The organism is Aeromonas sp. S5(2024), assembly GCF_041403025.1.
Classification (GTDB): domain Bacteria; phylum Pseudomonadota; class Gammaproteobacteria; order Enterobacterales; family Aeromonadaceae; genus Aeromonas; species Aeromonas hydrophila.
In genome coordinates this window covers 26,407-50,356 of record NZ_JBGLRI010000014.1, presented here as the reverse complement: position 1 = coordinate 50,356, position 23,950 = coordinate 26,407, and the positions used below count along the sequence as shown (strand labels likewise).

At 60.9% G+C, this 23,950-nt stretch carries 22 protein-coding genes; 11 read left to right on the top strand and 11 right to left on the bottom strand.

Translation table 11 applies throughout. The features are described 5' to 3' along the window. Nucleotides 1-55: 55 nt before the first annotated feature. Together ACB032_RS20620 and ACB032_RS20615 are read right to left on the bottom strand one after the other, a co-directional pair. Complete coding sequence (locus tag ACB032_RS20620; RefSeq protein WP_016348873.1) at nucleotides 56-493, bottom strand: Hsp20 family protein; 438 nt, start codon at nucleotides 491-493, stop codon at nucleotides 56-58. 92 nt (nucleotides 494-585) lie between these two features. Beyond that, nucleotides 586-999 carry an Hsp20 family protein gene (locus tag ACB032_RS20615; RefSeq protein WP_010635612.1) on the bottom strand — a complete coding sequence of 138 codons (414 nt, stop codon included), beginning with the start codon at nucleotides 997-999 and terminating at the stop codon, nucleotides 586-588. Nucleotides 1,000-1,233: 234 nt separating this feature from the next. On the opposite strand from ACB032_RS20615, the gene ACB032_RS20610 reads away from it, so the two are divergent. Both ACB032_RS20610 and ACB032_RS20605 read left to right on the top strand, forming a co-directional pair. Further along, nucleotides 1,234-1,938 carry a helix-turn-helix transcriptional regulator gene (locus ACB032_RS20610; RefSeq protein ID WP_371138656.1) on the top strand — a complete coding sequence of 235 codons (705 nt, stop codon included), beginning with the start codon at nucleotides 1,234-1,236 and terminating at the stop codon, nucleotides 1,936-1,938. Between the two features lie 66 nt (nucleotides 1,939-2,004). After that, a complete protein-coding gene (locus tag ACB032_RS20605) occupies nucleotides 2,005-2,382 on the top strand; it encodes a VOC family protein (protein WP_371138655.1) in 378 nt (125 codons plus the stop codon). A 116-nt stretch (nucleotides 2,383-2,498) separates the two neighbouring features. On the opposite strand, the gene gyrB is transcribed toward ACB032_RS20605, so the two are convergent. From gyrB to dnaA, 4 genes are all read right to left on the bottom strand, one after another. Beyond that, the gene (gyrB, locus tag ACB032_RS20600) at nucleotides 2,499-4,910 is read right to left on the bottom strand and encodes a DNA topoisomerase (ATP-hydrolyzing) subunit B (RefSeq protein ID WP_016348869.1); all 2,412 of its coding nucleotides are present in this window, start codon (nucleotides 4,908-4,910) and stop codon (nucleotides 2,499-2,501) included. Continuing rightward, nucleotides 4,907-6,010, bottom strand: coding sequence for a DNA replication/repair protein RecF (recF, locus tag ACB032_RS20595; RefSeq protein ID WP_024946260.1), 1,104 nt, complete (start codon nucleotides 6,008-6,010; stop codon nucleotides 4,907-4,909). Before recF ends, gyrB begins: the two co-directional genes overlap by 4 nt. A gap of 2 nt (nucleotides 6,011-6,012) precedes the next feature. Continuing rightward, on the bottom strand, nucleotides 6,013-7,116 hold the full coding sequence (gene dnaN, locus ACB032_RS20590) for a DNA polymerase III subunit beta (RefSeq protein WP_011704048.1): 1,104 nt from the start codon (nucleotides 7,114-7,116) through the stop codon (nucleotides 6,013-6,015). 83 nt (nucleotides 7,117-7,199) lie between these two features. After that, nucleotides 7,200-8,570, bottom strand: a complete 1,371-nt coding sequence (dnaA, locus tag ACB032_RS20585; RefSeq protein ID WP_005307141.1) for a chromosomal replication initiator protein DnaA — start codon at nucleotides 8,568-8,570, stop codon at nucleotides 7,200-7,202. A 313-nt stretch (nucleotides 8,571-8,883) separates the two neighbouring features. On the opposite strand from dnaA, the gene ACB032_RS20580 reads away from it, so the two are divergent. The 8 genes from ACB032_RS20580 (at nucleotide 8,884) to mnmE (ending at nucleotide 15,159) form a co-directional block, all read left to right on the top strand. After that, nucleotides 8,884-9,642, top strand: coding sequence for an amino acid ABC transporter substrate-binding protein (locus ACB032_RS20580; RefSeq protein ID WP_005307144.1), 759 nt, complete (start codon nucleotides 8,884-8,886; stop codon nucleotides 9,640-9,642). Next, nucleotides 9,643-10,311 carry an amino acid ABC transporter permease gene (locus ACB032_RS20575; RefSeq protein WP_011707929.1) on the top strand — a complete coding sequence of 223 codons (669 nt, stop codon included), beginning with the start codon at nucleotides 9,643-9,645 and terminating at the stop codon, nucleotides 10,309-10,311. Nucleotides 10,312-10,323: 12 nt separating this feature from the next. Continuing rightward, nucleotides 10,324-11,058, top strand: coding sequence for an amino acid ABC transporter ATP-binding protein (locus ACB032_RS20570; protein ID WP_011707928.1), 735 nt, complete (start codon nucleotides 10,324-10,326; stop codon nucleotides 11,056-11,058). A gap of 269 nt (nucleotides 11,059-11,327) precedes the next feature. After that, the gene (gene rpmH, locus ACB032_RS20565; protein ID WP_005307156.1) at nucleotides 11,328-11,462 is read left to right on the top strand and encodes a 50S ribosomal protein L34; all 135 of its coding nucleotides are present in this window, start codon (nucleotides 11,328-11,330) and stop codon (nucleotides 11,460-11,462) included. Next, nucleotides 11,462-11,821 (top strand): ribonuclease P protein component, encoded by a 360-nt coding sequence (gene rnpA / locus ACB032_RS20560; RefSeq protein WP_016352406.1) that lies wholly within the window; start codon nucleotides 11,462-11,464, stop codon nucleotides 11,819-11,821. The genes rpmH and rnpA overlap by 1 nt, the downstream gene beginning before the upstream one ends. Next, on the top strand, nucleotides 11,788-12,036 hold the full coding sequence (gene yidD, locus ACB032_RS20555) for a membrane protein insertion efficiency factor YidD (protein ID WP_010635605.1): 249 nt from the start codon (nucleotides 11,788-11,790) through the stop codon (nucleotides 12,034-12,036). Before rnpA ends, yidD begins: the two co-directional genes overlap by 34 nt. 5 nt (nucleotides 12,037-12,041) lie before the next feature. Further along, nucleotides 12,042-13,688 (top strand): membrane protein insertase YidC, encoded by a 1,647-nt coding sequence (yidC, locus tag ACB032_RS20550; RefSeq protein WP_011707925.1) that lies wholly within the window; start codon nucleotides 12,042-12,044, stop codon nucleotides 13,686-13,688. 109 nt (nucleotides 13,689-13,797) lie between these two features. Next, nucleotides 13,798-15,159 (top strand): tRNA uridine-5-carboxymethylaminomethyl(34) synthesis GTPase MnmE, encoded by a 1,362-nt coding sequence (gene mnmE / locus ACB032_RS20545; RefSeq protein WP_029302505.1) that lies wholly within the window; start codon nucleotides 13,798-13,800, stop codon nucleotides 15,157-15,159. Between the two features lie 70 nt (nucleotides 15,160-15,229). Here the strand turns inward: mnmE and fhuB are convergent, their stop codons facing one another. The 5 genes from fhuB to ACB032_RS20520 form a co-directional block, all read right to left on the bottom strand. Continuing rightward, on the bottom strand, nucleotides 15,230-17,212 hold the full coding sequence (fhuB, locus tag ACB032_RS20540; protein WP_371138654.1) for a Fe(3+)-hydroxamate ABC transporter permease FhuB: 1,983 nt from the start codon (nucleotides 17,210-17,212) through the stop codon (nucleotides 15,230-15,232). Further along, the gene (locus ACB032_RS20535; protein WP_371138653.1) at nucleotides 17,209-18,135 is read right to left on the bottom strand and encodes an ABC transporter substrate-binding protein; all 927 of its coding nucleotides are present in this window, start codon (nucleotides 18,133-18,135) and stop codon (nucleotides 17,209-17,211) included. The genes fhuB and ACB032_RS20535 overlap by 4 nt, the downstream gene beginning before the upstream one ends. An 18-nt stretch (nucleotides 18,136-18,153) precedes the next feature. Beyond that, nucleotides 18,154-18,918 (bottom strand): ATP-binding cassette domain-containing protein, encoded by a 765-nt coding sequence (locus ACB032_RS20530; protein WP_371138652.1) that lies wholly within the window; start codon nucleotides 18,916-18,918, stop codon nucleotides 18,154-18,156. Nucleotides 18,919-18,940: 22 nt separating this feature from the next. Beyond that, the gene (locus ACB032_RS20525) at nucleotides 18,941-20,599 is read right to left on the bottom strand and encodes a multidrug ABC transporter permease/ATP-binding protein (protein ID WP_371138651.1); all 1,659 of its coding nucleotides are present in this window, start codon (nucleotides 20,597-20,599) and stop codon (nucleotides 18,941-18,943) included. Nucleotides 20,600-20,678: 79 nt separating this feature from the next. Beyond that, complete coding sequence (locus ACB032_RS20520; RefSeq protein ID WP_371138650.1) at nucleotides 20,679-22,787, bottom strand: TonB-dependent siderophore receptor; 2,109 nt, start codon at nucleotides 22,785-22,787, stop codon at nucleotides 20,679-20,681. A 384-nt stretch (nucleotides 22,788-23,171) separates the two neighbouring features. On the opposite strand from ACB032_RS20520, the gene mioC reads away from it, so the two are divergent. Next, nucleotides 23,172-23,621 (top strand): FMN-binding protein MioC, encoded by a 450-nt coding sequence (mioC, locus tag ACB032_RS20515; RefSeq protein ID WP_029302499.1) that lies wholly within the window; start codon nucleotides 23,172-23,174, stop codon nucleotides 23,619-23,621. The last annotated feature ends 329 nt before the right edge of the window (nucleotides 23,622-23,950 follow it).

The following is a 23,950-nucleotide window of genomic DNA, read 5'->3' as shown; positions in this document are numbered from 1 at the left end:
AAAACAGAGAGGCCTGCACATGCAGGCCTCTCTTGCTTATCGCGCGCCGGTTGGCTTAACCGGGCAGTGCCAGCTGCTCGGGCTTGCCGATCGGGATGGCACGAGGCTTGAGCGCCTCTGGCAGCTCACGCGCCAGATCGATGGTCAGCAACCCATGCTCCAGCTTGGCGCCCTGCACTTCCACATGCTGGCTCAGCTTGAAGGCGAGCTCGAAGTCGCGCTCGGCGATCCCCTGATGGAGGAACTGGCGTTCATCGGCGGCGGCCTTGCGCCCCTTCACCTTGAGGGTGCCGTTTTCGGTCTCCAGCTCCAGTTCTTCGCGCTCGAAGCCGGCCACGGCAACCGTGATGCGATAGCCGTCGTGATCGCGCTTTTCGATGTTGTACGGGGGGTAAGCGGCGGTCTTCTGCTCGAACAGGCCTTCCAGCTCACGGGCCATCCGCTCGAAGCCGACGGCGTTGGAATAGAGATGAGAAAAATCGAGGTTACGCATAATCCTATCCTTCTATAAGCAACAGGTTTTACTTCTCCACGGGCCCGTCATCGGCACCCGGGAAACGTCATCAATTCAATGAGGTCAGGCTATCAGCCGTTGATCTCGATCTTGCGGGGCTTCATCGCCTCGGGCACTTCGCGCACCAGGTCGATGTGCAGCAGACCGTTTTTCAGATCGGCGCCCTTCACCCGCACATAGTCAGCCAGCTGGAAGCGACGCTCGAAACCGCGTTCGGCTATGCCTTGGTAGAGGTAGTTGCGCTCGGTATCGGCCTGCTTGTTGCCCTTCACCGTCAGCAGATTTTCCTGGAAGCTCAGCTCCAGCTCTTCCTGGGTAAAGCCCGCCACCGCCATGCTGATGCGGTAGTCGCTGTCACCCAGCTGCTCGATGTTGTAGGGGGGATAACCGGCATTGCCATTGCTGGCCGCAGATTCGATGAGATTGGCCAGACGATCGAAACCGATGGCAGAACGATAGAGCGGAGAAAAGTCGATAGAACGCATAGTATTATCCTCTTTTGAGCGATAACTGATTGTTTGCCCTCCTGATGGACGGGCGCCTAGTCGAAACCTCTGTCGAGCGTTCCGGCCTTGTTATCTATATAGGGGCCCGCTTTCGGCTTTCAAGGGCCCTGATCGAAAAATCTTCTCGCCGCCCGTGGCAGGCCTTTGCCACATTCAACTTTCTCCCCCAGTCACAACATGGCACCCTGAGCGGAGATCTTGAGGAGCCACATCATGTCCCGTTCAGAACGCCTGCTGGCCCTGCTCCAGCTGCTGCGCGGCCACCGCTACGCCATCACCGGCAGCGAGCTGGCCAGCCAGCTTGGCATCAGCCTGCGCACCCTCTATCGGGATATCGCTACCCTGCAGGCACAGGGCGCCCACATCGAGGGGGAAGCGGGCATCGGCTATGTGCTGCGCCCCGGCTTCATGCTGCCGCCGCTGATGTTCAGCGAAGAGGAGCTGGATGCGCTGGTGCTGGGCTCACGCTGGGTGGCGGCCCATGCCGACCATGCCCTCAGTACCGCCGCCAGCAGCGCGCTGGCCAAGATAGAGGCCGTGCTACCCGCCGACTATCGCCAACAGCTGCATGCCAATGCACTGCTGATCGGCACCTCTCGCGGTGACAGCCCCGTCGATGAGGCTCCACTGCGCAGCGCCATCCGCCAGCAGCGCAAGGTGAGCCTGAGCTATCGGGATCTTAAGGAGGAGAGTTCAGAGCGCACCGTCTGGCCCTGTGCCCTCGGCTACTTCGACCAGGTGCGGGTACTGGTGGCCTGGTGCGAGCTGCGCCAGGACTTTCGCCACTTTCGGGTGGACAGGATCAGTGCGATGCGTCTGGAGGCGGAGTCTTATCCGGGCAGCCGGGAGCAGCTGCTCAAGGAGTGGCGGGACAGCCAGCAGATCCCGCAGCCCAGATTCATTGCTGACAGAAACTGACAGCAGGCAGCGCCATGCTGACGGGGTCGGCGCCGATGCGTCATCTCATCAGCAAGGAGCATCACCATGTTAATCCCCCAGTTCACCATCCTCTATGTTGCCAACCCGGCCCGCAGCGCGCTTTTCTATCGCAAGCTGTTCGGACGCCCACCGGTGGAGGAGTCCCCCACCTTTGCCATGTTCGTGTTCGAATCGGGCGCCAGACTGGCACTCTGGTCCAGCGCCACGGTCGAGCCCGCCGTGACCCAAACGGCCGGGGCCATGGAGCTGGCCTTCGCCTTCCCCGATGATGCCGCGGTCGATAGACAGTCTGCCGAGTGGCAGGCGCGTGGGCTCACCCTGATCCAGGCACCGACCCGGATGGAGTTTGGCTACACCTGCATGGCGCTCGATCCGGATGGCCATCGTCTGCGCCTCTACTGCCCGGCCCCCGAACTGGGCTGAGCTGGCACCATCAAGAGGGCCCCATGTTTCACGTGGAACGTGCCACCTCCTTCGCCAGAAAAACAAAAAGCCGCTCACAGGGAGCGGCTTTTTTATATCGAGCTGACAGCGTCGAATTAGACGTCGAGGTTGGCCACGCGCAGGGCGTTGGTCTCGATGAAGTCACGACGCGGCTCAACCGCATCACCCATCAGGGTGGAGAAGAGCTGGTCGGCACCGACGGCGTCGTCGATGGTGACGCGCAGCATGCGACGGGCTTCCGGATCCATGGTGGTTTCCCACAGCTGGTCCGGGTTCATCTCGCCCAGCCCTTTATAGCGCTGGATGTAGATGCCACGCTTGCCTTCGCCCATCAGCCACTCGACCGCTTCAACGAAGCTGGCGACCGGCTTCACCTTCTCGCCACGCTTGATGTAACCACCTTCCTCGATCAGGTTGGCGATCTCCTTGCCCAGCGAGACCAGCTGACGGTACTCGGAGGATTGCAGGAAGTCGTAGCTGAGCGGGTATTCGCGGTCGACCCCGTGCTGGCGTACCACGGCGTGCGGCACGAACAGACGGCGCTCTTCGTCGTGGCGTACCTGCATCTGGTACTGGATGCCGTGGTTGCTCTCGTTGAGCACGGCTTCCATGCTCTGGCACCAGGCCAGCAGATCGCTCTCGCTGCTCAGCAGCGCTTCGTTCAGCTCCGGCTGATAGATCAGCTGGGTCAGTACGGCTTCCGGCGCGCGGCGGGACATACGGGTGATCAGGTGAGTCACCGAGCGATGCTGGTTGACCAGACGCTCCAGCGCCTCGCCACCGATGGCCGGGGCAGACTCGTTGACGTGCAGGGTTGCACCGTCCAGCGCCATGGCGGTCTGGTACTGCAGCAGCGCATCTTCGTCTTTCAGATACTGCTCCTGCTTGCCCTTCTTCACCTTGTAGAGCGGCGGCTGGGCGATGTAGACGTAGCCACGCTCGATGATTTCCGGCATCTGACGATAGAAGAAGGTCAGCAGCAGGGTACGGATGTGCGCACCATCGACGTCCGCATCGGTCATGATGATGATGTTGTGATAACGCAGCTTGTCCGGGTTGTACTCGTCACGACCGATACCGCAACCCAGTGCGGTGATCAGGGTGCCCACCTCCTGGGAGGAGATCATCTTGTCGAAACGGGCCTTCTCCACGTTCAGGATCTTGCCCTTGAGCGGCAGGATGGCCTGGTTTTTCCGGTTGCGACCCTGCTTGGCGGAACCGCCAGCAGAGTCCCCTTCCACTATGTAGAGTTCGGAGAGAGCCGGGTCTTTTTCCTGACAGTCAGCCAGCTTGCCGGGCAGACCGGCGATATCCAGCGCGCCTTTGCGGCGGGTCAGTTCGCGGGCCTTGCGGGCCGCTTCGCGGGCACGGGCCGCATCGATGATCTTGTTGACCACGATCTTGGCATCGCCCGGGTTTTCCAGCAGGAAGTCGGCCAGCTTCTCACCCATCGCCTGTTCGACGGCGGTCTTCACTTCGGAAGAGACCAGCTTGTCCTTGGTCTGGGAGGAGAACTTAGGGTCAGGCACCTTGACGGAGATAACGGCAATCAGACCTTCACGCACGTCGTCGCCACTGGCGGCAGACTTGGCCTTCTTGCTGTAGTCCTCTTTGTCCATGTAGGAGTTCAGAGTACGGGTTAGCGCGGTACGGAAGCCCACCAGGTGGGTACCACCATCGCGCTGCGGAATGTTGTTGGTGAAGCAGTAAACCCCTTCCTGGTAGGCGTCGTTCCACTGCATCGCCACTTCGACACCGATGCCGTCCTGCTCGGTGGTGAAGTGGAACACTTTCGGATGGATCGGGGTTTTGTTCTGGTTCAGGTATTCAACGAACGCCTTGATGCCGCCTTCGTAGCAGAAGTGCGCCTCGCGGCCGTCACGCTCATCTAGCAGGCGGATGGAGACGCCGGAGTTGAGGAAGGAGAGCTCGCGCAGACGCTTGGCCAGGATCTCGTAGTGGAACAGGGTATCGCTGAAGATGGTCGGGCTCGGCCAGAAGCGGACTTCGGTCCCAGTGCCGGTGCTGTCGCCAATCTGCTTGAGCGGTGCCTGCGGCTCACCCAGGTGATAGGTCTGCTCGTAGACATGGCCGTTGCGACGGATGGTCAGCAGCAGCTTGTCAGAGAGGGCGTTTACCACGGAGACGCCGACGCCGTGCAGACCACCGGAAACCTTGTAGGAGTTGTCGTCAAACTTGCCGCCCGCGTGCAGCACGGTCATGATGACTTCGGCAGCGGAGCGACCCTCTTCCGGATGGATGTCGACTGGAATACCACGACCGTTGTCACGGACGGAGACGGAACCGTCGGAATGGATCTTGACCTGAATATCGGAGCAGTAGCCGGCCAGAGCCTCGTCAATGGAGTTGTCGACGACCTCGAACACCATGTGGTGCAGACCCGAGCCATCATCCGTATCGCCGATATACATCCCCGGGCGCTTGCGGACCGCATCCAGGCCCTTCAGTACCTTGATATTCGAGGAGTCGTAAGTATTTTCACTCATAGCTTACTCTCTGCCTTCTCTAACGTTTCGGAGATCTTGCCTTGTTCCACGTGGAACAACTTGCAGTCATTCGCATCCATCATGTCTGCGAGCTGACCGGTGTCGATGGCGGTAATGAATACCTGGGACGCACACTGCTTCAGCCTTGCGGCCAGCAACCGGCGCTTGTCGACATCCAGTTCAGAGGCAAAATCATCAATTAAAAAAATACAGCCACGGCTGCTATGTTGATTCAAATAGAGCCCTTGGGCCAGTCGCATGGCACAGACCAGCAACTTCAACTGACCCCTGGACAAAATATCCTGAGCGGGGACGCCGTTCGCCTTGAGTCGCACATCGGCCTTCTGTGGGCCTACTCCTGTGTAACCCAGCGCCCGATCCCGCTCAAACCCCGCCTCCAGCAATTCATTGAGCGGGGTATCTTTTTCCCAGCCTCGATAGAATCCAAGGTTGATATCGAATTCCGGCAAAAAATCCGCCGTCATCTCCTTGATCAGGGGCGTAATGGCCTGACAATAACTGGCGCGAAACTCGGCCAATTCACCACCCAGCCGTACCAATTCCTGATCCCAGTACGCCAGCTGGCGATACTGGCTGCTCTGACGCAACAGCGCATTGCGCTGTTTCAGCAGCCGACGCACTCGCCCCCACAGGGAGAAGAAGGTCGGCTCCTGATGAAAAACACCCCAGTCTAGCCAGGCCCGACGAGCCTGCGGCCCACCGGTCAGCAGATTGAAGCCATCTGGATGGATCAACTGCACCGGCAGCAATTCGGCCAGCTCGGCCAGGCGCTGGGCCTGGGCACCGGCGATCTTGAGCTGGGTCTCGCCACTCTTGTCCTTGGCGAGGCCGATGGGCACCTGGCGCCCTTCCAGTTCGCACTGGGCGAACAGGGTAAACGCCCTCTCCCCCTGGCGGATGACCCGCCCGGTCAGGTGAGTACGAAAGGAGCGACCGAGACCGAGGTAGTGAATGGCTTCCAGCACGCTGGTCTTGCCGCTGCCATTGCACCCGACCAGGATATTGAGGCCGGGCGACAGCGCGAGACTGGCCTGCTGGATATTGCGAAAGTCGCTGAGCTGGAGTTTGACCAGGGACACGACTAGATCCGCATCGGCATTACCACGTACTGAGCATCCTGACTGTCAAAATCCTCAATAATGGCGCTGCTGATGGAATCGCTCAGGCTGATCCGGATTTGGTCACATTTTAACGTATTCAGCACGTCCAGCACATAAGAGACGTTGAAACCAATCTCCATCTCGCCGGCTTCGTATTGTACGTCAAGCAGCTCTTCGGCTTCTTCCTGTTCCGGGTTGTTGGCGGTGATGCGCAGCAGGTTTTCCTGCAGATTGAGACGCACCCCACGGAATTTCTCGTTGGAGAGGATGGCGGCACGGGCAAAGGCCTGGCGCAGATCCTCACGACCGGCGATCAGGGCCTTGTCGCTGTTGCGCGGAATGACGCGGCGCCAGTCCGGGAAGCGACCATCCACCAGCTTGGAGGTAAAGATGAAGCCATCAAGGGCGGCACGCAGGTTGCTGCGGCCGATCTGCAGCCGCACCGGCTTGTCTTCCGCTTCCAGCAGGCGCACCAGTTCCAGCACGCCCTTGCGTGGCAGGATGACCTGATGATCGGGCAGCGATTCCGTTACCACCTCGCGGCGGCAGGTCGCCAGCCGGTGACCGTCGGTCGCCACGGTACGCAGGCCGTGGCCCTCGCTCTCGAACAGCATGCCGTTCAGGTAGTAACGCACGTCCTGGCTGGCCATGGAGAACTGGGTGGCATCGATGAGCTTTTTAAGCTCCAGCTGGCCGATGTCGAACTCGAGCACGGATTCCCAATCCTCGATGTTCGGGTATTCGGTGGCCGGCAGGGTCGACAGGTTAAAGCGGGAGCGGCCGGAACGGATGATCAGACGCTCGCCTTCGGTATTGAGGCGAATGTCCGCCCCCTCCGGCAGACCGCGGCAGATGTCCAGCAGCTTGCGCGCCGGCACTGTGGTGCGGCCATCCTGACTGTCGCTGTTGAGATAGACCTGACCGATCATCTCCACTTCGAGGTCAGTCCCGGTCAGTGACAGCAGACCGTTGCTCACATCCAGCAGCACGTTGCCGAGGATTGGCAGGGTCGGCCGGCCACCGAGGGCACCGGACACCAGTTGCAGAGGACGTAACAGGGCCTCACGGCTAATTTCGAGCTGCATCTGTGCTCTCCGTTGTTATTAGGAGGAAAAGGTTCGGATCAGGTTGGAATATTCGAACTGCATCTGTCCACTCCGTTCCGTTGTCAGGAAGAAAGGGTACGGATCAGGTTGGAATAGTCTTCCTTGATGTCGTGACTCTCTTCCTTCAGCTGCTCGATCTTGCGGCAGGCATGAAGCACGGTAGTGTGGTCACGACCACCAAAGGCATCACCTATCTCCGGCAAGCTATGGTTGGTCAGCTCCTTGGCCAGCGCCATCGCCAGCTGGCGTGGGCGGGCAACGGAGCGGGAACGCCGCTTGGAGAGCAGATCCGCCAGCTTGATCTTGTAGTACTCCGCCACCGTCTTCTGGATGTTGTCGATGGTGACCAGCTTCTCCTGCAGCGCCAGCAGGTCGCGCAGCGCTTCACGCACGAAGTCGATATTGATCGCCCGACCGGTAAAGTTGGCGTTGGCGATCACCCGGTTGAGGGCACCTTCCAGCTCGCGCACGTTGGAGCGCAGCCGCTTGGCGATGAAGAAGGCCACTTCGTCCGGCAGGTGGATCTGGTTCTCGTCCGCTTTGCGCATCAAGATCGCCACCCGGGTTTCCAGCTCAGGCGGTTCGATCGCCACCGTCAGGCCCCAGCCGAAGCGGGACTTGAGACGATCTTCCACCCCGTTGATCTCCTTCGGATAACGATCCGAGGTCAGGATGATCTGCTGGTTGCCTTCGAGCAGGGCGTTGAAGGTGTGGAAGAACTCCTCCTGGGAGCGCTCCTTGTTGGCAAAGAACTGGATGTCATCGATGAGCAGGGCATCGACGCTACGGTAATAACGCTTGAACTCTTCAATGGCGTTATTCTGCAGCGCCTTCACCATGTCCTGCACAAACCGTTCGGAGTGCATGTAGATGACCTTGGCGTCCTGCTTGCGCTCCTTGATGGCGTTGCCGACGGCATGCAGCAGGTGGGTCTTGCCCAGACCGGTGCCGCCATAGAGGAACAGCGGGTTGTAGGCCCCGCCCGGATTGTCGGCAACCTGACGGGCAGCCGCACGGGCCAACTGGTTGGACTTACCCTCGACGAAATTCTCGAAGGTATAGTTCACGTTGGTGTTGCTCTTGTGGTTCGGCTCGGGTTTGGCCTCGGCCTTGCTTTCCCAGCTCTTCTGCGAGTTATTCACAGGATCCGCACCCCGCGCCGGCGCTCTGGCGACCGCGACGGGATGGGGACGATTACCGATGTCAAAACGCAGAGTGGGGCCGTCGACCCCGCAGAGTTCATTGATGATGCCGTTCACCCGGATGAGATACTTGTCTCGAACCCAGTCCAGAACAAAGCGATTCGGTGCATACAGGGTCAGAGTATTGTCACTCAACTCCGCTTGAAGCGGCCGGATCCACATGCTGAATTCTGCCGAGGGCAACTCATCTTGCAGCCGGTTAAGGCACTGCTGCCATAGCGAAGCAGTCACTCTAAACTCCCGTCGATTGATTAACTAAAGACCGGCTATTCTACGTTTTTAGCGGCTGGATCTCTAGCCGCGACCTCGCGGATCCAGCAAATAAGATCCTTGACTTTCAAGGATCCAGCAGCGCCGAATCGGATTTCATCCCCAAGGTTACCCACAGCCAGATCCATCGACAGGGGCACCAAAGATCCAGACCTGAAGCGGTTATTTTATATAACCAAATATCATTTATTCTTTAGCTTTTATTCCAATAACATCAGCGCAAATCCAGTGTTTACAACTAAAAATACAGAACAACAGAGAGAGAGGAATCCCCATGACGTCATCCATCAAGCTGGTCTCCGGCGCCGCCATTCTGCTGGCCGCCCTGTCCGGTCAAGCCATCGCCCAGGAAACCATCAAGGTCGGCATGTCCGGCAAGTACTTCCCGTTCACCTTCGTCAAGCAGGACAAGCTGCAGGGCTTCGAGGTGGATATGTGGAACCAGATCGGTGAGCGCACCGGCTACAAGGTCGAATTCGTGACCGCCAGCTTCTCCGGCCTGTTCGGCATGCTGGAAACCGGCCGTGTCGATACCATCTCCAACCAGATCACCATCACCGACGAGCGCAAGGCCAAGTACGCCTTCTCCCAGCCCTACGTCTATGACGGTGCCCAGATCGTGGTCCGCAAGGGCAACAGCACCATTCACGGCATCAAGGATCTGGAAGGCAAGAAGGTCGCGGTGAACCTGGGCTCCAACTTCGAAGAGCTGCTGCGCAAGAACGACCCGAACAAGAAGATCGACATCCGTACCTATGACTCAGCCTTCGAGCAGGATGTTGCCCTGGGCCGGATCGATGCCTTCGTGATGGACCGCGTCTCCACCGCCCAGCTGATCAAAGAGTCCAAGCTGCCGCTGCAGCAGGCCGGCGCACCGTTCGAAACCATCGAGAACGCCCTGCCCTTCCTGAAGACTCCTGAAAAGCAGGCGCTGCTGAAGAAGGTCGATGATGCCCTCACCGCCATGCGCAAGGACGGTTCCCTGCGTCAGATCTCTGAAAAATGGTTCGCTTCCGACATCACCGACAAATAAATGATGGAATTTGACCTCGAATACACGCTGGGGCTGTTTCCCATCCTGCTCAAATATCTGGGCACCACGATGGAGATGGCCCTGTGGGGATTCGTCCTGGCACTCGTACTGTCGCTGGCCCTGGCGATAGTACGGGTGTTTCGCGTTCCCGTGATCCACTGGCTGGCGATGCTCTATATCTCGTTTTTCCGGGGTACACCGCTACTCGTCCAGCTGTTCCTGCTCTATTACGGGCTGCCGCAGCTGTTCCCCATCTTCGTGGGAATGGATGCCTTTACCGCCGCCATCGTCGGCCTGACCCTGCACTTCGCCGCCTACATGGCCGAATCGATCCGCGCCTCCATCATTGGCATCCACAAAAGCCAGATGGAAGCCGCCCTCAGTATCGGCATGAGCCGCTACCAGGCGATGCAGCGGATCATATTGCCGCAGGCGGCCCGCATCGCGACGCCATCGCTGATGAACTACTTCATCGACATGATCAAGAGCACCTCGCTGGCCTTTACCCTGGGGGTGGCCGAGATCATGGGCAAGGCGCAGATGGAAGCCTCCTCCTCCTTCAAGTTCTTCGAGAGCTTCATGGCGGTGGCGCTGGTCTACTGGGTGGTGGTGATCTTCTTTACCCGCTTGCAGCATCTGCTGGAAGTGCGGCTCAACCGTGCCTATTAAAGGAGGGCCATCATGATCAAGTTAACCGGCCTGTCCAAGGCATATGACGGCAATCAGGTGCTGAACAGCATCGATCTGGAGGTGAAAAAGGGGGAGATAGTGGTCATCATCGGCCCCTCCGGCACCGGCAAATCGACCCTGCTGCGCTGCCTCAACCTGCTGGAGACCCCGGATGCCGGCAACCTCGCCATCGACGATCTGCAGCTCAACCTGGCCAAAGCCAGCGAGCAGCAGGCGATAGAGCTGCGCAAGCGGGCCTCCTTCGTGTTCCAGAACTACGCTCTGTTCGCCAACAAAACGGCGCTGGACAACATCGCCGAAGGACTGATCACCGTCTGGAAACAGCCGAAGGCAGAGGCCCGTGCCACCGCCCTCGGCATCCTCAAGGACATCGGCCTCGCCGACAAGCAGGACGCCTATCCGGCTTCCCTGTCGGGTGGTCAGCAGCAACGGGTCGGCATCGGCCGGGCCATGGCCGCGCACTCCAAGGTGATCCTGTTCGATGAGCCCACGTCGGCCCTCGACCCCGAGTGGGTCGACGAAGTACTGGGCCTGATGAAGGAGCTGGCCCGCCAGCACCAGACCATGGTGGTGGTAACCCATGAGATTGAATTTGCTCGAGATGTTGCCGATCGGGTGATCTTCATGGAGGGGGGCCGGATCGTGGAACAGGGCCCGCCGGATCAGATATTGGTCGATCCGCAGGATCCCCGTACCCGGGAGTTCCTGCGCAAAGTGCTTAAATAGCTCTCTCTTTGGCGGCATTGCCGCCTTTTTTATTGGAGGATCCTTGTTAAACCCCGGGTTGCCAGTATAATCCGGAGCCCTCGATCCTCTGGATCCTCACTGCCGGTTCGGGCCTTTGCAAGGTCAGGGCAGGAAGAGAGGGAACGGCGGATTGACTAAAAGCCGAACTCTGTTTAGAATTCGGCCTCTTTTGCTAGTCGTCACACGCTATAGCTGGCGCGTCGGCTAAGTGTGACAATCAAAACTGTACAGAAATACGGAATCGAATCATGAAACGTACTTTTCAACCGTCCAACCTGAAGCGCAAGCGCTCTCACGGTTTCCGCGCCCGCATGGCAACTGCCAACGGTCGTAAAGTTCTGGCCGCTCGTCGTGCCAAGGGTCGTGCCCGCCTGGTAGTCTAATGCCTACCCAGCACGCCTTTTCTCGGGAGTTACGTCTGTTAACTCCCGAACACTTCAAACGCGTTTTCGCCGAGCCTGTCCGGGCCGCTTCTCCGCAAATTACGCTTCTCGCCTGTCCCAATACCCTCGAACATCCTCGCCTTGGTCTCGCTGTGCCCAAAAAAGCACTCAAGCGTGCCGTCTGGCGCAACCGTGTAAAACGGGTGGTTCGGGAAAGTTTCCGCCTCAATCAGGCCAATCTGCCCGCTATCGACATCGTCGTGATCGCCAAGGCCGGTGTGAAAGAGATGGATAACGAGGAACTGTTCAAGTTACTGGAAAAGCTATGGCGCACTCTGTCACGCCGTTGCAATGGGTAGCTGTCAAACTGATACGCCTGTATCAGCTAATTATTAGCCCGCTGCTCGGGCCGCGCTGCCGTTTCACTCCGACTTGTTCCCAATTTGCGATAGAAGCAATCCGACTTCACGGTTTCATAAAAGGCGTTTGGTTAGCCAGCAAACGTCTATTAAAATGCCATCCCTTATCCGAGGGTGGTTATGACCCGGTTCCGCAACCAAAGCGAAGAAACTGAAGACTATGGAATCACAACGCAATCTCATCCTGATCGGTTTGCTGTTCGTGAGCTTTTTGCTCTGGCAACAGTGGGAGTCCGACAAGGCTCCGAAGCCGGCCCCGACTACCGTGGCCCAAACCGAACATTTCGTACCTGAAGCCGGTCAGACCGGTGATATTCCTCAGGTTTCCGAGCAAGCCAATGCGAACACCGCACGCAAGCTGATCACCGTCTCCTCCGACGTGCTCAAGCTGACCCTGGATACCCAGGGTGGCGACATCGTCTCTGCCGATCTGCTGGCCCACAAGCTGGAAGAAGGCAAGGATCAACCGTTCGTACTGCTGACCAGCCAACCTGAGCACCTCTATGTTGCCCAGAGCGGTCTGGTTGGTCGCAATGGTCCTGACAGCCAGGCCCAGGGTCGTCCCACCTACGAAGCCGCCCAGACCAGCTACCAGCTGGCTGATGGTCAGGATCAAGTCGTCGTACCGATGACCTGGACCGACAGCAAGGGCGTGGTCTTCACCAAGGAGTTCGTCCTCAAGCGTGGTGACTACGCCGTTGGCGTCGATTACAAGATCGACAACAAGTCCGCCGAGCCGGTCCAGGTGCAGTTCTACGGTCAGCTGAAGCAGACCGTGACTACCCCGAAAGACCAGCAGGGTCATGCCATGGTGGCCAGTGCCTACCGTGGTGGTGCCTTCTCCAGCGAAGATACCCGCTACAAGAAGTACACCTTCGACGAGATGAAGGATGCCGACCTGAACAAGACCACCAAGGGTGGTTGGGTCGCCATGCTGCAACACTACTTCGTCTCTGCCTGGGCACCGAATGCCGACGATACCAACAGCTTCTACAGCCGAGTGATCCCTGGCAAAGACCAGGCCATCATCGGCTACAAGGCGCCGCTGGTTGACGTGGCTGCCGGCCAGCAAGCCGAAGTGACCAGCAAGCTGTGGGTCGGTCCCAAGCTGCAAGACCAGATGGCCAAGGTGGCAAACCACCTCGACCTGACCGTCGACTACGGCTGGCTCTGGTTCATCGCCCAACCGCTGCACTGGCTGCTGACCGTGTTCCACGGTTTCGTCCAGAACTGGGGTGTGGCCATCATCATGCTGACCCTGCTGGTACGCGGCATCATGTTCCCGCTGACCAAGGCCCAGTACACCTCCATGGCCAAGATGCGCATGCTGCAGCCGAAGCTGGCCGCACTGCGTGAGCGCTTCGGCGACGATCGCCAGAAGATGTCTCAGGGCATGATGGAGCTGTACAAGAAGGAGAAGGTCAACCCGCTGGGTGGCTGTCTGCCGATCCTGGTGCAAATGCCTATCTTCATCGCCCTCTACTGGGCACTGATGGAATCCGTTGAGCTGCGCCACGCGCCGTTCGCCCTGTGGATCACCGACCTGTCGGTGAAGGACCCCTTCTTCGTGCTGCCGATCCTCATGGGTGCGTCCATGTGGTACCTGCAGAAGATGAGCCCGACCACCATTACCGACCCGATGCAGCAGAAAGTGATGCAGTTCATGCCGATCATCTTCACTTTCATGTTCCTCTGGTTCCCGGCAGGTCTGACCCTGTACTGGCTGGTGAGCAACGTCATCTCCATTACCCAGCAGACCATCATCTACCGTCAGCTGGAGAAGAAAGGCCTGCATACCCGCAGCTAATCGCTCCCGATGGCAAGATGGATGACAAAAGAGGCGGCCTTCGGGCCGCCTTTTTTATTACAATGACCCCACTGCTGTGAACCATCAGCGAACAAATGAGCCAAGCAAGATGACTACAGATACCATCGTGGCCCAGGCCACCGCCCCCGGCCGGGGTGGCGTCGGCATAGTCCGCGTCTCCGGTCCCGCAGCCGAACAGGTCGCCGAGATAGTGCTCGGCAAGCTCCCCCGGGTACGTTATGCCGAATATCTGCCGTTCAGGGATGAGCAAGGCCAGCCGCTGGATCAGGGCATCGCCCTGCTGTTCAAGGCCCCCAACAGCTTCACCGGCGAAGATGTGCTGGAACTGCAGGGCCATGGCGGCCCGGTGATCATGGACATGCTGGTGCGCCGCATCCTGCAGATAAAAGGGCTGCGCCCTGCCCGCCCCGGCGAGTTCAGCGAACGCGCCTTCATGAACGACAAGCTGGATCTGGCCCAGGCCGAGGCCATCGCCGACCTTATCGAGGCGTCCAGCGAGCAGGCGGCCCGCAGTGCCATGCACTCCCTGCAGGGGCAGTTCTCCGGCAAGATCCAGCAGCTGGTGGAGAGTCTCACCCGGCTGCGCATCTATGTGGAAGCCGCCATCGACTTCCCGGACGAGGAGATCGATTTTCTCTCCGACGGCAAGGTAGCGGGGGATCTCTACGCCATCATGGCGGAGCTCGATGACGTACGCGGCGAGGCCAAGCAGGGCGCCCTGCTGCGGGAAGGGATGAAGGTGGTGATCGCCGGTCGTCCCAACGCCGGCAAATCGAGCCTGCTCAACGCCCTGGCCGGCCGCGAGTCGGCCATCGTCACCGAGATCGCCGGCACCACCCGCGACGTGCTGCGCGAGCACATCCATCTGGATGGCATGCCGCTGCACATCATCGACACCGCCGGTCTGCGCGATACCCAGGACAAGGTGGAGCAGATCGGCATCGAGCGTGCCTGGGCCGAAATTGAGCAGGCCGATCGGGTGCTGTTCATGGTGGATGGCACCACCACGGCTGCGGTCGACCCGCGGGAGATCTGGCCGGAATTTGTTGATCGGTTGCCAAAAAAGATTGGCCTCACCGTGGTGCGCAACAAGGCCGACCTGACCGGCGAAGATCTGGCTCCGAGTCAGGAGCAGGGCCACGCAGTCTACCGCATCTCCGCCAAGACCGAGCTGGGGCTGCCCGCCCTGCGCGAGCACCTGAAGGCTTGCATGGGCTTTCAGGGCAACACCGAGGGGGGCTTCATGGCCCGCCGCCGCCACCTGGATGCGCTGGAACGCGCCGCCGAGCGGCTGCTGGTGGCCAAGGAGCAGCTGGAGGTGTTCGTGGCCGGCGAGCTGGTGGCCGAAGAGCTGCGCCTGGCGCAGGAGTCTCTCTCCGAGATCACCGGCGAGTTCAGCTCCGACGATCTGCTGGGCCGCATCTTCTCCAGCTTCTGCATCGGCAAATAACGCCGCACGGCAGGCAATAAAAAGCCCGGGTTCATCCCGGGCTTTTTTTGTGCACTTTTCATCCACCAACCTAGAGGCGGCGCAGACACCACATGAAGTAAGCGCCACCTAACAAGGTGGAGACCAGCCCCACCGGTACCTCCTGCGGGAACAGGATCTGCTGGCCAATCCAGTCCGCCGACACCATCAGCAGGGCGCCGGAGACGGCGGCACCGAGCAGATGCCAGCGTGCCCGCACCAGCCCCATCAGCTTGGCCATGTGCGGCGCCAGCAGACCGACGAAGGAGAGCGGCCCCACCACCAGGGTCGCGCTGGCGGTGAGCACGGCCACCAGCAGCAAGATGGCGAGCTGAGCCCGGTTGAGCCGAATGCCGAGCGCGGCGGCCACCGCCGGCCCCATCGGCAACAGATCGAGCCAGCGGCTGAGCAGCAGGCAAGCCGCCAGCAGCGTCAGCGCCAGCACGACCAACCCGCCGGCAATCGGCAGGGTGACGTAATAGGTAGAGCCGGACATCCAGGAGAGCAGTTGTTGCACCCGCAGGTCACCGTTAGCCAGCGCGATGGCCTGCAGCGGCTCGAACAGCGCCGTGATGGCGATGCCGGAGAGCAGCAGCCGCTCCGGCTGGAAGCCGTGGCTGCGATTGACCAGCAGCAACAGCAGCAGACAACCGAAGGCACCGAGCAGGCCGCCGGCCAGCATCATGGGCAGCGGCAGGGCGGGCAGCAGCAGCGCCGTGGCAATCACCCCCATGAAGGTGCCACCACTCACCCCCAGCAGCTCGGGGCTCGCCATGGGGTTGCTGCTGACCCGTTGCAGCAGGGTGCCCGCCAATGCCAGCAGCACGCCCGCAGCACCGGCCGCCAGGGTGCGCGGCAGCCGCCACTCCAGCTGGGCCTGCCAGCGCAGCCAGCTCGGCCAGTGCCAGCCGTCCATCCCCTGTCCAAACAGCAGGGAGGCGATCACCGCCAATACCAGCCCCATCAACATCAGGCCGACAAGGCGGGCCGGCGCCGGGTGGCGGGCCACCAGCAGGGCGGCATTCGCCTTCGGCGTGCCCGATTTGATGCCCAGGCGCGGGATCAGCCACAGCAGCAGTGGCGCCCCCAGCAATGCCGTCATGGCACCGGTCGGGATGAGCACAGAGCCGCTGCGGCTCAGGGATTGCAGCAGCAGATCGGTGGCCGCCAGCAGCAGAGCACCCAGTACCGGGGCCCACAGCAGCCGCAGGGCCAGTTTTCTTACCCCCAGCAAGCGCACCAGGGCGGGCGCTGCCAACCCGATGAAGCCGATCAGCCCCACCACGCTCACCACGCAGGCGGTGACGAACACCGCCAGCCCCAGCCCGGCGAAACGCAGGTGCGAAAGGGAGACCCCCAGACTGCGGGCGCTGGCATCATCCAGCTCCAGCACCGCCAGCGGGCGTACCAGCACGGCGGCCAGCACGGCGGCCAGCAGCAGACGGGGCAGCAGGTAGCTCACCCCGCTCCAGCTGTTCTGCACCAGCGAGCCACTGCCCCACACCAGCAAGCCTTTCAGCTCCTCCTGAAAGAACAGCAAGAGCCCCATGCTGATGGCCGCCAGATAGAGGTTGATCACCAGCCCGGCAAAGACGATGACCACCGGATTGAGCTGGCGACGCCAGGCCAGGGCAAACACCAACCCCATGGCGAGGCTGCCGCCGGCCATGGCGATCCACTCCCGCCCCAGCAGCAGCCAGGAGGGGGCAAACAGGGTCACCATCATCAGCGCCAGCTGGGCGCCGGAGGCCACCCCCAGGGTGGTGGGCGAGGCCAGCGGGTTGCGCAGCACCTGCTGCATCAGGGTGCCGGCCAACCCGAGGGCGGCGCCGGCCAGCAGGCAGATGGCAAGGCGAGGCAGCCAGCTGAAGTGGACCACCGCCTGGCTGGCATCGGTCAGATCTGGCGACAGCAGGGTCGCCAGCCAGCGTACCGCCGGCAACTGACCGGCCAGCTCCCAACCAGCGAGCACCAGCGTCAGCCCCAACAGCAGGCTGACAGGCAGTCGCAGCGGCAACGGAAAAATCCGGTTCATTGCAGCCCCTCCCCACTTTGCCCATCCTGCAGCAGCGCAGTACTGAGCTGCACGGCGAAGCGATGCGCCGCCAGCACACCGCCAAAACTCCACACCGCGGGCAGATGCAGCACGGCCGCCGCCCTCACCTGTGGCAGCTGCTGCCACAGACCGGGCTCCTGCAGCCGCTCGCTCACCCCGACCGGGATCGGATCGACCACCACCAGCCGCGCTTGCGGCAGCGCCATCAACTGCTCCAGGCTGGCCACGGCAAAGCCCCAGGCATTGGTTTCCCCCTGCCAGCCATTGCGCAGGCCGAGCCGCTGCATCACCGCCTCGAACAGGCTGTGGCGGCCAAATACCCGCACATGGCGCTCATCGATGAACTGCACCACCAGCAGGGGCGGCAGATCTTCGGGTAATGTGGCCCGCATCTGCGCCAGATCCTGGTCCAGCCCGGCCAGCAGTTGCTCGGCCTCGGCGGTCTTGTCCACCAGTGCGGCTATGGTCAGGGTCGCCTCGTGCAGTCGCTGCCACAGATCGGCATCCGGCTCGTAGAGCGCGATGGATTGTACCGGCGCGATGCGGGAGAGAATCGGCGCCAGCGGGGCCGCCAGCGGCGAGATGAGGATGCGATCGGGTTTGAGCTCGGCCAGCAGCTCGCGGTTGGGCTGGGCACGCTGGCCGATATCCACCACGGCGGCCGGCAGCAGCGGTTCGCCGACCCAGGCGCGGTAGGAACCGACATCCCCCACCGCCAGCGGGGTCACCCCGAGCGCCAGCAGGGTTTCGGCTATGGTCCAGTCGACGGTGGCGATGCGGGGAACCGACTTCACAGCATCGGCTTGAGGGAGGTCTGCAGCGGCAGGCATCACTGGCTCGGCCTGCAACATGAGCGGAGCCAAGAGGCAGCAGAACCAGCCAACTTTCTTGAATAAGAGCATCGAGATAACAAGCCTTATCTAAACGATGGCGATGGCGTGGTCATGGGCCGGGTGGCGAATGACCTCCATCGGGATGCCATAGATGGCGTGCAGGGTCTCGCCGGTCATGATCTGTTCGGGTTCGCCGTGGGTCAGCAGGCTGCCGGAGTGCAGCGCCACCAGCCGATCGCAGAAGCGGGAGGCCATGTTGATGTCGTGAATGACGATGATGACCCCGAGCTTGAGCTGACGGCTCAACTGCTTGACCAGCGTGAGCACCTCCACCTGATGGGCCACGTCCAGCGCGGCCAGCGGCTCGTCCAGCAGGATGAAACGGCTCTCCTGGGCCAGCAGCATGGCCAGCCAGACCCGCCCCCGCTCGCCGCCGGAGAGCGTATCCACCAGCCGGTCGGCAAAGCGTTCGGTATGGGTCAGCGCGATGGCCCGTTCGACCTGGCGGTGATCCTCCACCCCCATCCGGCCCAGCAGGCCGCGCCAGGGGTAGCGGCCCATCTCCACCAGCTCCCGCCCGAGCAGGTTTTCGGCGCTCGGCAGATGCTGGGGCAGATAGGCCACCTGACGGGCGAAGTCGCGCGCCCCCCACGCCGGCAGCGGCTTGTCATCGAACCGGATCTCGCCGTCACTGAGCGGCTGCTGACGTGCCAGCAGCTTGAGCAGGGTGGATTTGCCCGAACCATTGTGGCCGATGAGGCCATAGACCTTGCCCTGCTCAAAACAGAGATCGGTGGGGTGCAGCAGCGTGCGGTCATTGACCGCGAAGCTGGCTGATTTCATCTCAAACATAAGCGGTTCCTGTTGGCCGGGTTCAAACCGGCACCTCTGCATTCAAGTCACAATCGAGATGGGCGACCGCATCGCGGCTCACCTGCTCGCGCCGCTCGCCGGTCAGCTCGCTGAGCCGGCCCTGGCGCATCTCCAGCAGCCGGTCGGCCTGGGAGAAGTAGAGATCATCGTGGCTGATGGCGATCACCGTCTTGCCCATCTCCTTCAGGCGCGGCAGCAGCAGCTGATAGAAGATGCGGCGGAACTGGGGATCCTGATCCGCGGCCCACTCGTCGAACAACATCACCTCGCGCTGCTCGGCCAGCGCCAGCAGCAGGGCGACCCGCTTGCGCTGCCCCTGGGAGAGGTCGATATCGGCGATGAAGCCATCTTCGATGGTGAGCTTGCTGCCCATCTGCAGCCGCTCCAGCCACTCGGCCACCAGCTCATCCTTGGGTTCCGGCCCCAGCAGGTGCTGGAACAGGTGATAGTCGGTGAAGATGGCGGAGAAGAGCGCCAGATAGGCGTTGCGATCGGTGATCGGCTCCCCATCCAGCAGGATCCGGCCCGATACCGGCTGATAGAGGCCGGTCAGCAGCATGGCCAGGGTCGACTTGCCGGAGCCGTTGCCACCGATGATGAAGAGTTGCTCCCCCTTCTCGATGGTGAGGTTGATCGGGCCGACGGAGAAACCGCCCTCCCCCTGATAGTGAAAGCTCACCTGCTCCAGCTCGATGCGCTGCCAGGTGCGGGGCGCGGACGGCAGCGGGAAGTCGGCGTCCGGCGCGGCCAGATTGAGCGCCGCTATCTTGTCGAACGCCACCTGGGCGGAGAGCAGGGTCGGCAGGGCACCAATGCCCTGCAGCAAGGGGGTGCGCAAAAACAGCAGGGTCAGCGCGAAGGTGGCGGCCACCTGGGTGTCGGCCCAACCCAGCCCGTTGGCCAGGAAGAAGACCAGGCCGATGGCCCCCAGCATCATGATATTCGACCAGTTGACCGCGCTCAGGTGATAGGTGTCGGCGCGGATGATCTGCTGGCGGTAGTCCTGTGCATTCTGCTGATAAAGCTGGTGGTAGACGAAGTGGGCCCGCTCGCGGTTGAGCGCCAGCTCCTTGCTGCCGGCGATGATGGCCTGATAGTTCTGATAGAGCCGATCCTCGGCCTGACGCATGTGGGAGAGATGGCGATAGACCCGGTTCACCAGCAGCCAGCCCACCACCATGGTGAAGGTGACCCAGAGGGTGGTGACGCCGAGCAGGGCCGGCGACAGCCAGCCGAGGTAGAGGGCCGACCCCAGGGTGAGCACCAGCCCCTGCACCAGCTCCGGCAGGCGCACGAAGGCGATGGTGATCTGGCCGATGTCGCTGGAGAGGGAGGCCAGCAGCGGCCCCTGGCCAATCTGGCGCAGGCGGGCCACATCGGTATCCAGCAACTGCTTGAGCAGGCGGCCGCGCAGCCGGTAGACGAAATGATGGCCGAGGGTGGTCAGCGCCAGCTGAGAGCCGAGCGTGATCACCAGCAGCAATAAAATGAGGCCGATCAGCTGGCCGAGCACCGGCAGCGGATCGCCGACGGATTCGACGAGAGACTGATTGATAAAGGCAATGACACCAATCCCGCTGACGGCACTGAGCAGGCTGAGCAGGGTAATGGCGATGAAGGGCCAACGATATTGGCGATAAACCAGAGACAAGAGTTCCATAACGGACCGGTATTCCAGAGAGATCAGAGCAACTGCAGGTGAAAAGAAGGGCGGGAACCCGGTTCCCGCCCCACTTCGATTACCAGCGGTAGTTGATGCTGCCCACTACGCTGCGCGGCTCGCCGTAGTAGCAGTAGTAGTCGCAGCTGGCCACGTAGGTATCACCCAGCAGGTTGTTGACGTTGAGCTGAGCCCGCCAGTTCTTGGCAAAGTCATACCCGATCATCGCATCCCACACGGTATGGGCCGGCACCTCGGCCGAGCCGTAGATGGGGGTGTAGTCCGCATTCACGGCACCGATGCCGACGCTGGAGCCGACATAGCGCACGCCGCTACCCAGCTCGAGACCGGAGACCGGACCCTGCTGCACCTTGTAGTTGCCCCAGAAGGAGGCCTGGTGGCGCGGGATCAGACTGGCACGGCGATCACCCTTGCCGGTGTCGTTGGTCTTGGCATCGGTATAGGTGTAGGCGGCGGTCAGGCGCAACGCCTCGGTGGCCTGCACGCTCCCTTCCAGCTCGACGCCCTGGGAGGTCACTTCACCAGCCTGGGTCTGCTGGCCGGAACCGGTAGAGACCAGCGAGTTGGTCTGCTCCAGATCGAACAGGGCCAGGTTGATGTAGCCATCGAGGAAGCTCGGCGCGTACTTGACGCCGGTCTCGTACAGGGTGCCCTTGAGCGGCTTGTAGGATTGGCTGGTGTTGGGGTCGATCCCCGGCAGCACCTCGAACGACTCGGCATAGGCAATATAAGGAGAGAGACCGTTGTCGGCCAGGTACATCAGGCTGCCGGAGAGGGAGAGCTCGTGATCATACTGCTTCTCGTTCTTGCCCTTGGCTTCGCTGATGTTGTGGGTCTCCACATAGTCGAAGCGACCGCCGCCGGTCAGCAACCAGCGATCGTCCCAACGGATCTGGTGCTGGGCGTAGAGGCCGCTCTGGCCCTTGGTGCTCTTCTGGTGGGTGGCGGTGGATTCATCAAAACCGGGGAAGCCGCTGTAATCCGGGTTCATGGTATTGATGGAGCCCATGCCGTAGTTGTCGGCTTCCTGGCCTTCATTTACATGGCGCTGCAGATCCACCCCCAGCAGCAGGGTCTGCTCGGTGCTGTCGGTGTTCCAGTAACCCACCATCTGGTTGTCCAAGGTGGCGCTCTTGGTAGTGCCATCGCGGTAGACCAGGCCGCGGAAGGCGGTGGTGCCTTCATAGGTCGGGAAGATATAGGTCTGGCGCAGCAGCAGATCGTTGTAGTTGAAGCGGACGTTCTGCTTGAACTCCCAGGTCTGGTTGAGCTGGTGGGCCAGCTCGTAACCGGTGGAGATCTGGGTGTTGCGGTTGCGATCGTAATCCGGCTGGCTCAGGTTGGTGCTGGGATCGATCTGGCCACCGCTGGTATTGAGGGTGCCGTAAACCGGGAAGAAGCCGTTGGTCGGCACCCCTTCGTCGTGCAGGAAGCTGGCCAGCAGGGTCAGGCTGGTGCGATCCGAGAGATCGAAGGTCACGCTCGGCGCCAGATAGACGCGATCGTTGTAAGTGCCATCCAGCACGCCGTCACGCTCTTTATAGAGAGCAACCATGCGGTAGCGGCTGTTGTCGGTCAGTGCATCGGAGACATCCACCCCGATCTGGCGGTGATCCCGGCTGCCGAGCTGCAGATCCAGCAGCCCCTGCGGGGTGGCGGTCGGCCGCTTGCTGATGGCATTGATCACGCCGCCGGGAGGCGCCTCGCCGTAGAGGATCGAGGCCGGCCCTTTCAGGACCTCCACGCTCTCCAGGCCGAACGGCTCCGGCGTCCAGACATAGTAACCGGTGCCGAACAGGCGGTTGCCGTCCAGATAGGAGGCGGCATCGAAGCCACGTACCTTGAACCAGTCGGTATTGTTGTCGGAGCCATAGAGGCCGCTGAGCACGCCGGAGCGGTAGCGCAGGGACTCGTCAAGCTGCTGCACGGCGTGCTGATCCAGATCCTCGCGGTTGACCACGGAGACGGCGCGAGGCGTCTCGGCCATCGGCACTTCCACCTTCATGGCGGTGCCGGTGACCACCATGGTCTCGCTGGCCTTGGGCAGTTCTTTCGGTTGTTCGGCCGCCAGCACGGGCAGGCTGGCCAACAGGCAGGAGAGCGGCAACAGTTGCTGTGCGCCTCTCTTTCGCATTGCTGCGATGGGGGTGTCTTTTTGCGCAATCATAGTAAGTGTCTCAAATATCAATGAGTTGTTTCTGATTTCTTATTATTGGTGCCCGGTCATGCCGGTAGCCCGGTTCCTCAGGCGAATAAAGCAGCGACATGCTACTACAGGAGCCATGATCGAATCGATTCAATAATTGCTAATCATTTGCATCTGCATTGTTACTTAACGTATCAAGGCGTCGATTGAGCAGCATATGAAGAGGGGGAGCCGATCTTTTTCTGCCAGTCGGCAAAAAGGCGTCAACGGAGCATCGGGGACGCCCCATTGATGGGCAAAAAGCACCGAGGATCCATTATCCCCAAGCTTTATCCATATTTATCCACACCCTTTGGCGGTAGAATCCGGCTTTCCCTCGCTTCGTCTGAAATCAGGATCCATTCCATGGCCAAACTCAATCTCGTCGTCGGTTCCATGCTGGGAGCCGCCGAATATGTCGCAGACCACGTCGCCAGCTTGCTGGAACAGGCAGGCCATCAAGCCGAGATCCACAATCCGGCCAGCCTGGCCGAGGTGCTCGCCGAGCCAGAAGCCATACTGCTGGTGGTCACCTCGACCCACGGTGCCGGCGATGTGCCGGACAACCTGCAGCCCTTCGCCAAGGATCTTGCCGAGCAGCATCCGGATCTTAAAACATTGAAATATGGTGTGATCGCGCTGGGTGACAGCAGTTATGACACCTTTTGCCAGGGCGGCAAGACGCTGGATCGACTGCTGGCCGAGTGCGGCGCCAGCCGGATTGGAGATCGTCTCGACATCGACGTGACCCAGCACGAGATCCCGGAAGATGCCGCTGAAGGCTGGATCCGGGACTGGCTGGCATTGATCGCCTGAACGGGAGCGGGAGATCCGGTAAAAAAGGCCTTGATCTCCCCGCTTATCCCCAGATCGCTATCCACCAGGTTATTAACAGATAGATCCGGATAAGTTGTTCTACGCCGTTACCCACAACGCCGCCGAAAAATGTGCATAACTATGGTGTAAAACTCTGTAAAACCTATAGTTATCCATGTATGAGATCCAGAGCGGCAAGCCTCTGTGTATAAAAACCCTTGTTATCCCCCAGTTCACGGGGCCAGGATCCAAGCTTTTCCACAACCTGGGATCGTCTTTAACACGATGATCTTTATGATCAAAAAGTGCTTATCAACAGAAGTGGTGGA

Bases quoted from the DNA above. Each gene is read 5' to 3' on its own strand.
- ACB032_RS20620 (WP_016348873.1), bottom strand. From the start codon at position 493: ATGCGTAACCTCGATTTTTCTCATCTCTATTCCAACGCCGTCGGCTTC.
- ACB032_RS20615 (WP_010635612.1), bottom strand. From the start codon at position 999: ATGCGTTCTATCGACTTTTCTCCGCTCTATCGTTCTGCCATCGGTTTC.
- ACB032_RS20610 (WP_371138656.1), top strand. From the start codon at position 1,234: ATGTCCCGTTCAGAACGCCTGCTGGCCCTGCTCCAGCTGCTGCGCGGC.
- ACB032_RS20605 (WP_371138655.1), top strand. From the start codon at position 2,005: ATGTTAATCCCCCAGTTCACCATCCTCTATGTTGCCAACCCGGCCCGC.
- gyrB (WP_016348869.1), bottom strand. From the start codon at position 4,910: ATGAGTGAAAATACTTACGACTCCTCGAATATCAAGGTACTGAAGGGC.
- dnaN (WP_011704048.1), bottom strand. From the start codon at position 7,116: ATGCAGCTCGAAATTAGCCGTGAGGCCCTGTTACGTCCTCTGCAACTG.
- ACB032_RS20580 (WP_005307144.1), top strand. From the start codon at position 8,884: ATGACGTCATCCATCAAGCTGGTCTCCGGCGCCGCCATTCTGCTGGCC.
- ACB032_RS20575 (WP_011707929.1), top strand. From the start codon at position 9,643: ATGATGGAATTTGACCTCGAATACACGCTGGGGCTGTTTCCCATCCTG.
- ACB032_RS20570 (WP_011707928.1), top strand. From the start codon at position 10,324: ATGATCAAGTTAACCGGCCTGTCCAAGGCATATGACGGCAATCAGGTG.
- rpmH (WP_005307156.1), top strand. From the start codon at position 11,328: ATGAAACGTACTTTTCAACCGTCCAACCTGAAGCGCAAGCGCTCTCAC.
- rnpA (WP_016352406.1), top strand. From the start codon at position 11,462: ATGCCTACCCAGCACGCCTTTTCTCGGGAGTTACGTCTGTTAACTCCC.
- yidD (WP_010635605.1), top strand. From the start codon at position 11,788: ATGGCGCACTCTGTCACGCCGTTGCAATGGGTAGCTGTCAAACTGATA.
- yidC (WP_011707925.1), top strand. From the start codon at position 12,042: ATGGAATCACAACGCAATCTCATCCTGATCGGTTTGCTGTTCGTGAGC.
- mnmE (WP_029302505.1), top strand. From the start codon at position 13,798: ATGACTACAGATACCATCGTGGCCCAGGCCACCGCCCCCGGCCGGGGT.
- fhuB (WP_371138654.1), bottom strand. From the start codon at position 17,212: ATGAACCGGATTTTTCCGTTGCCGCTGCGACTGCCTGTCAGCCTGCTG.
- ACB032_RS20535 (WP_371138653.1), bottom strand. From the start codon at position 18,135: ATGCTCTTATTCAAGAAAGTTGGCTGGTTCTGCTGCCTCTTGGCTCCG.
- ACB032_RS20530 (WP_371138652.1), bottom strand. From the start codon at position 18,918: ATGTTTGAGATGAAATCAGCCAGCTTCGCGGTCAATGACCGCACGCTG.
- ACB032_RS20525 (WP_371138651.1), bottom strand. From the start codon at position 20,599: ATGGAACTCTTGTCTCTGGTTTATCGCCAATATCGTTGGCCCTTCATC.
- ACB032_RS20520 (WP_371138650.1), bottom strand. From the start codon at position 22,787: ATGATTGCGCAAAAAGACACCCCCATCGCAGCAATGCGAAAGAGAGGC.
- mioC (WP_029302499.1), top strand. From the start codon at position 23,172: ATGGCCAAACTCAATCTCGTCGTCGGTTCCATGCTGGGAGCCGCCGAA.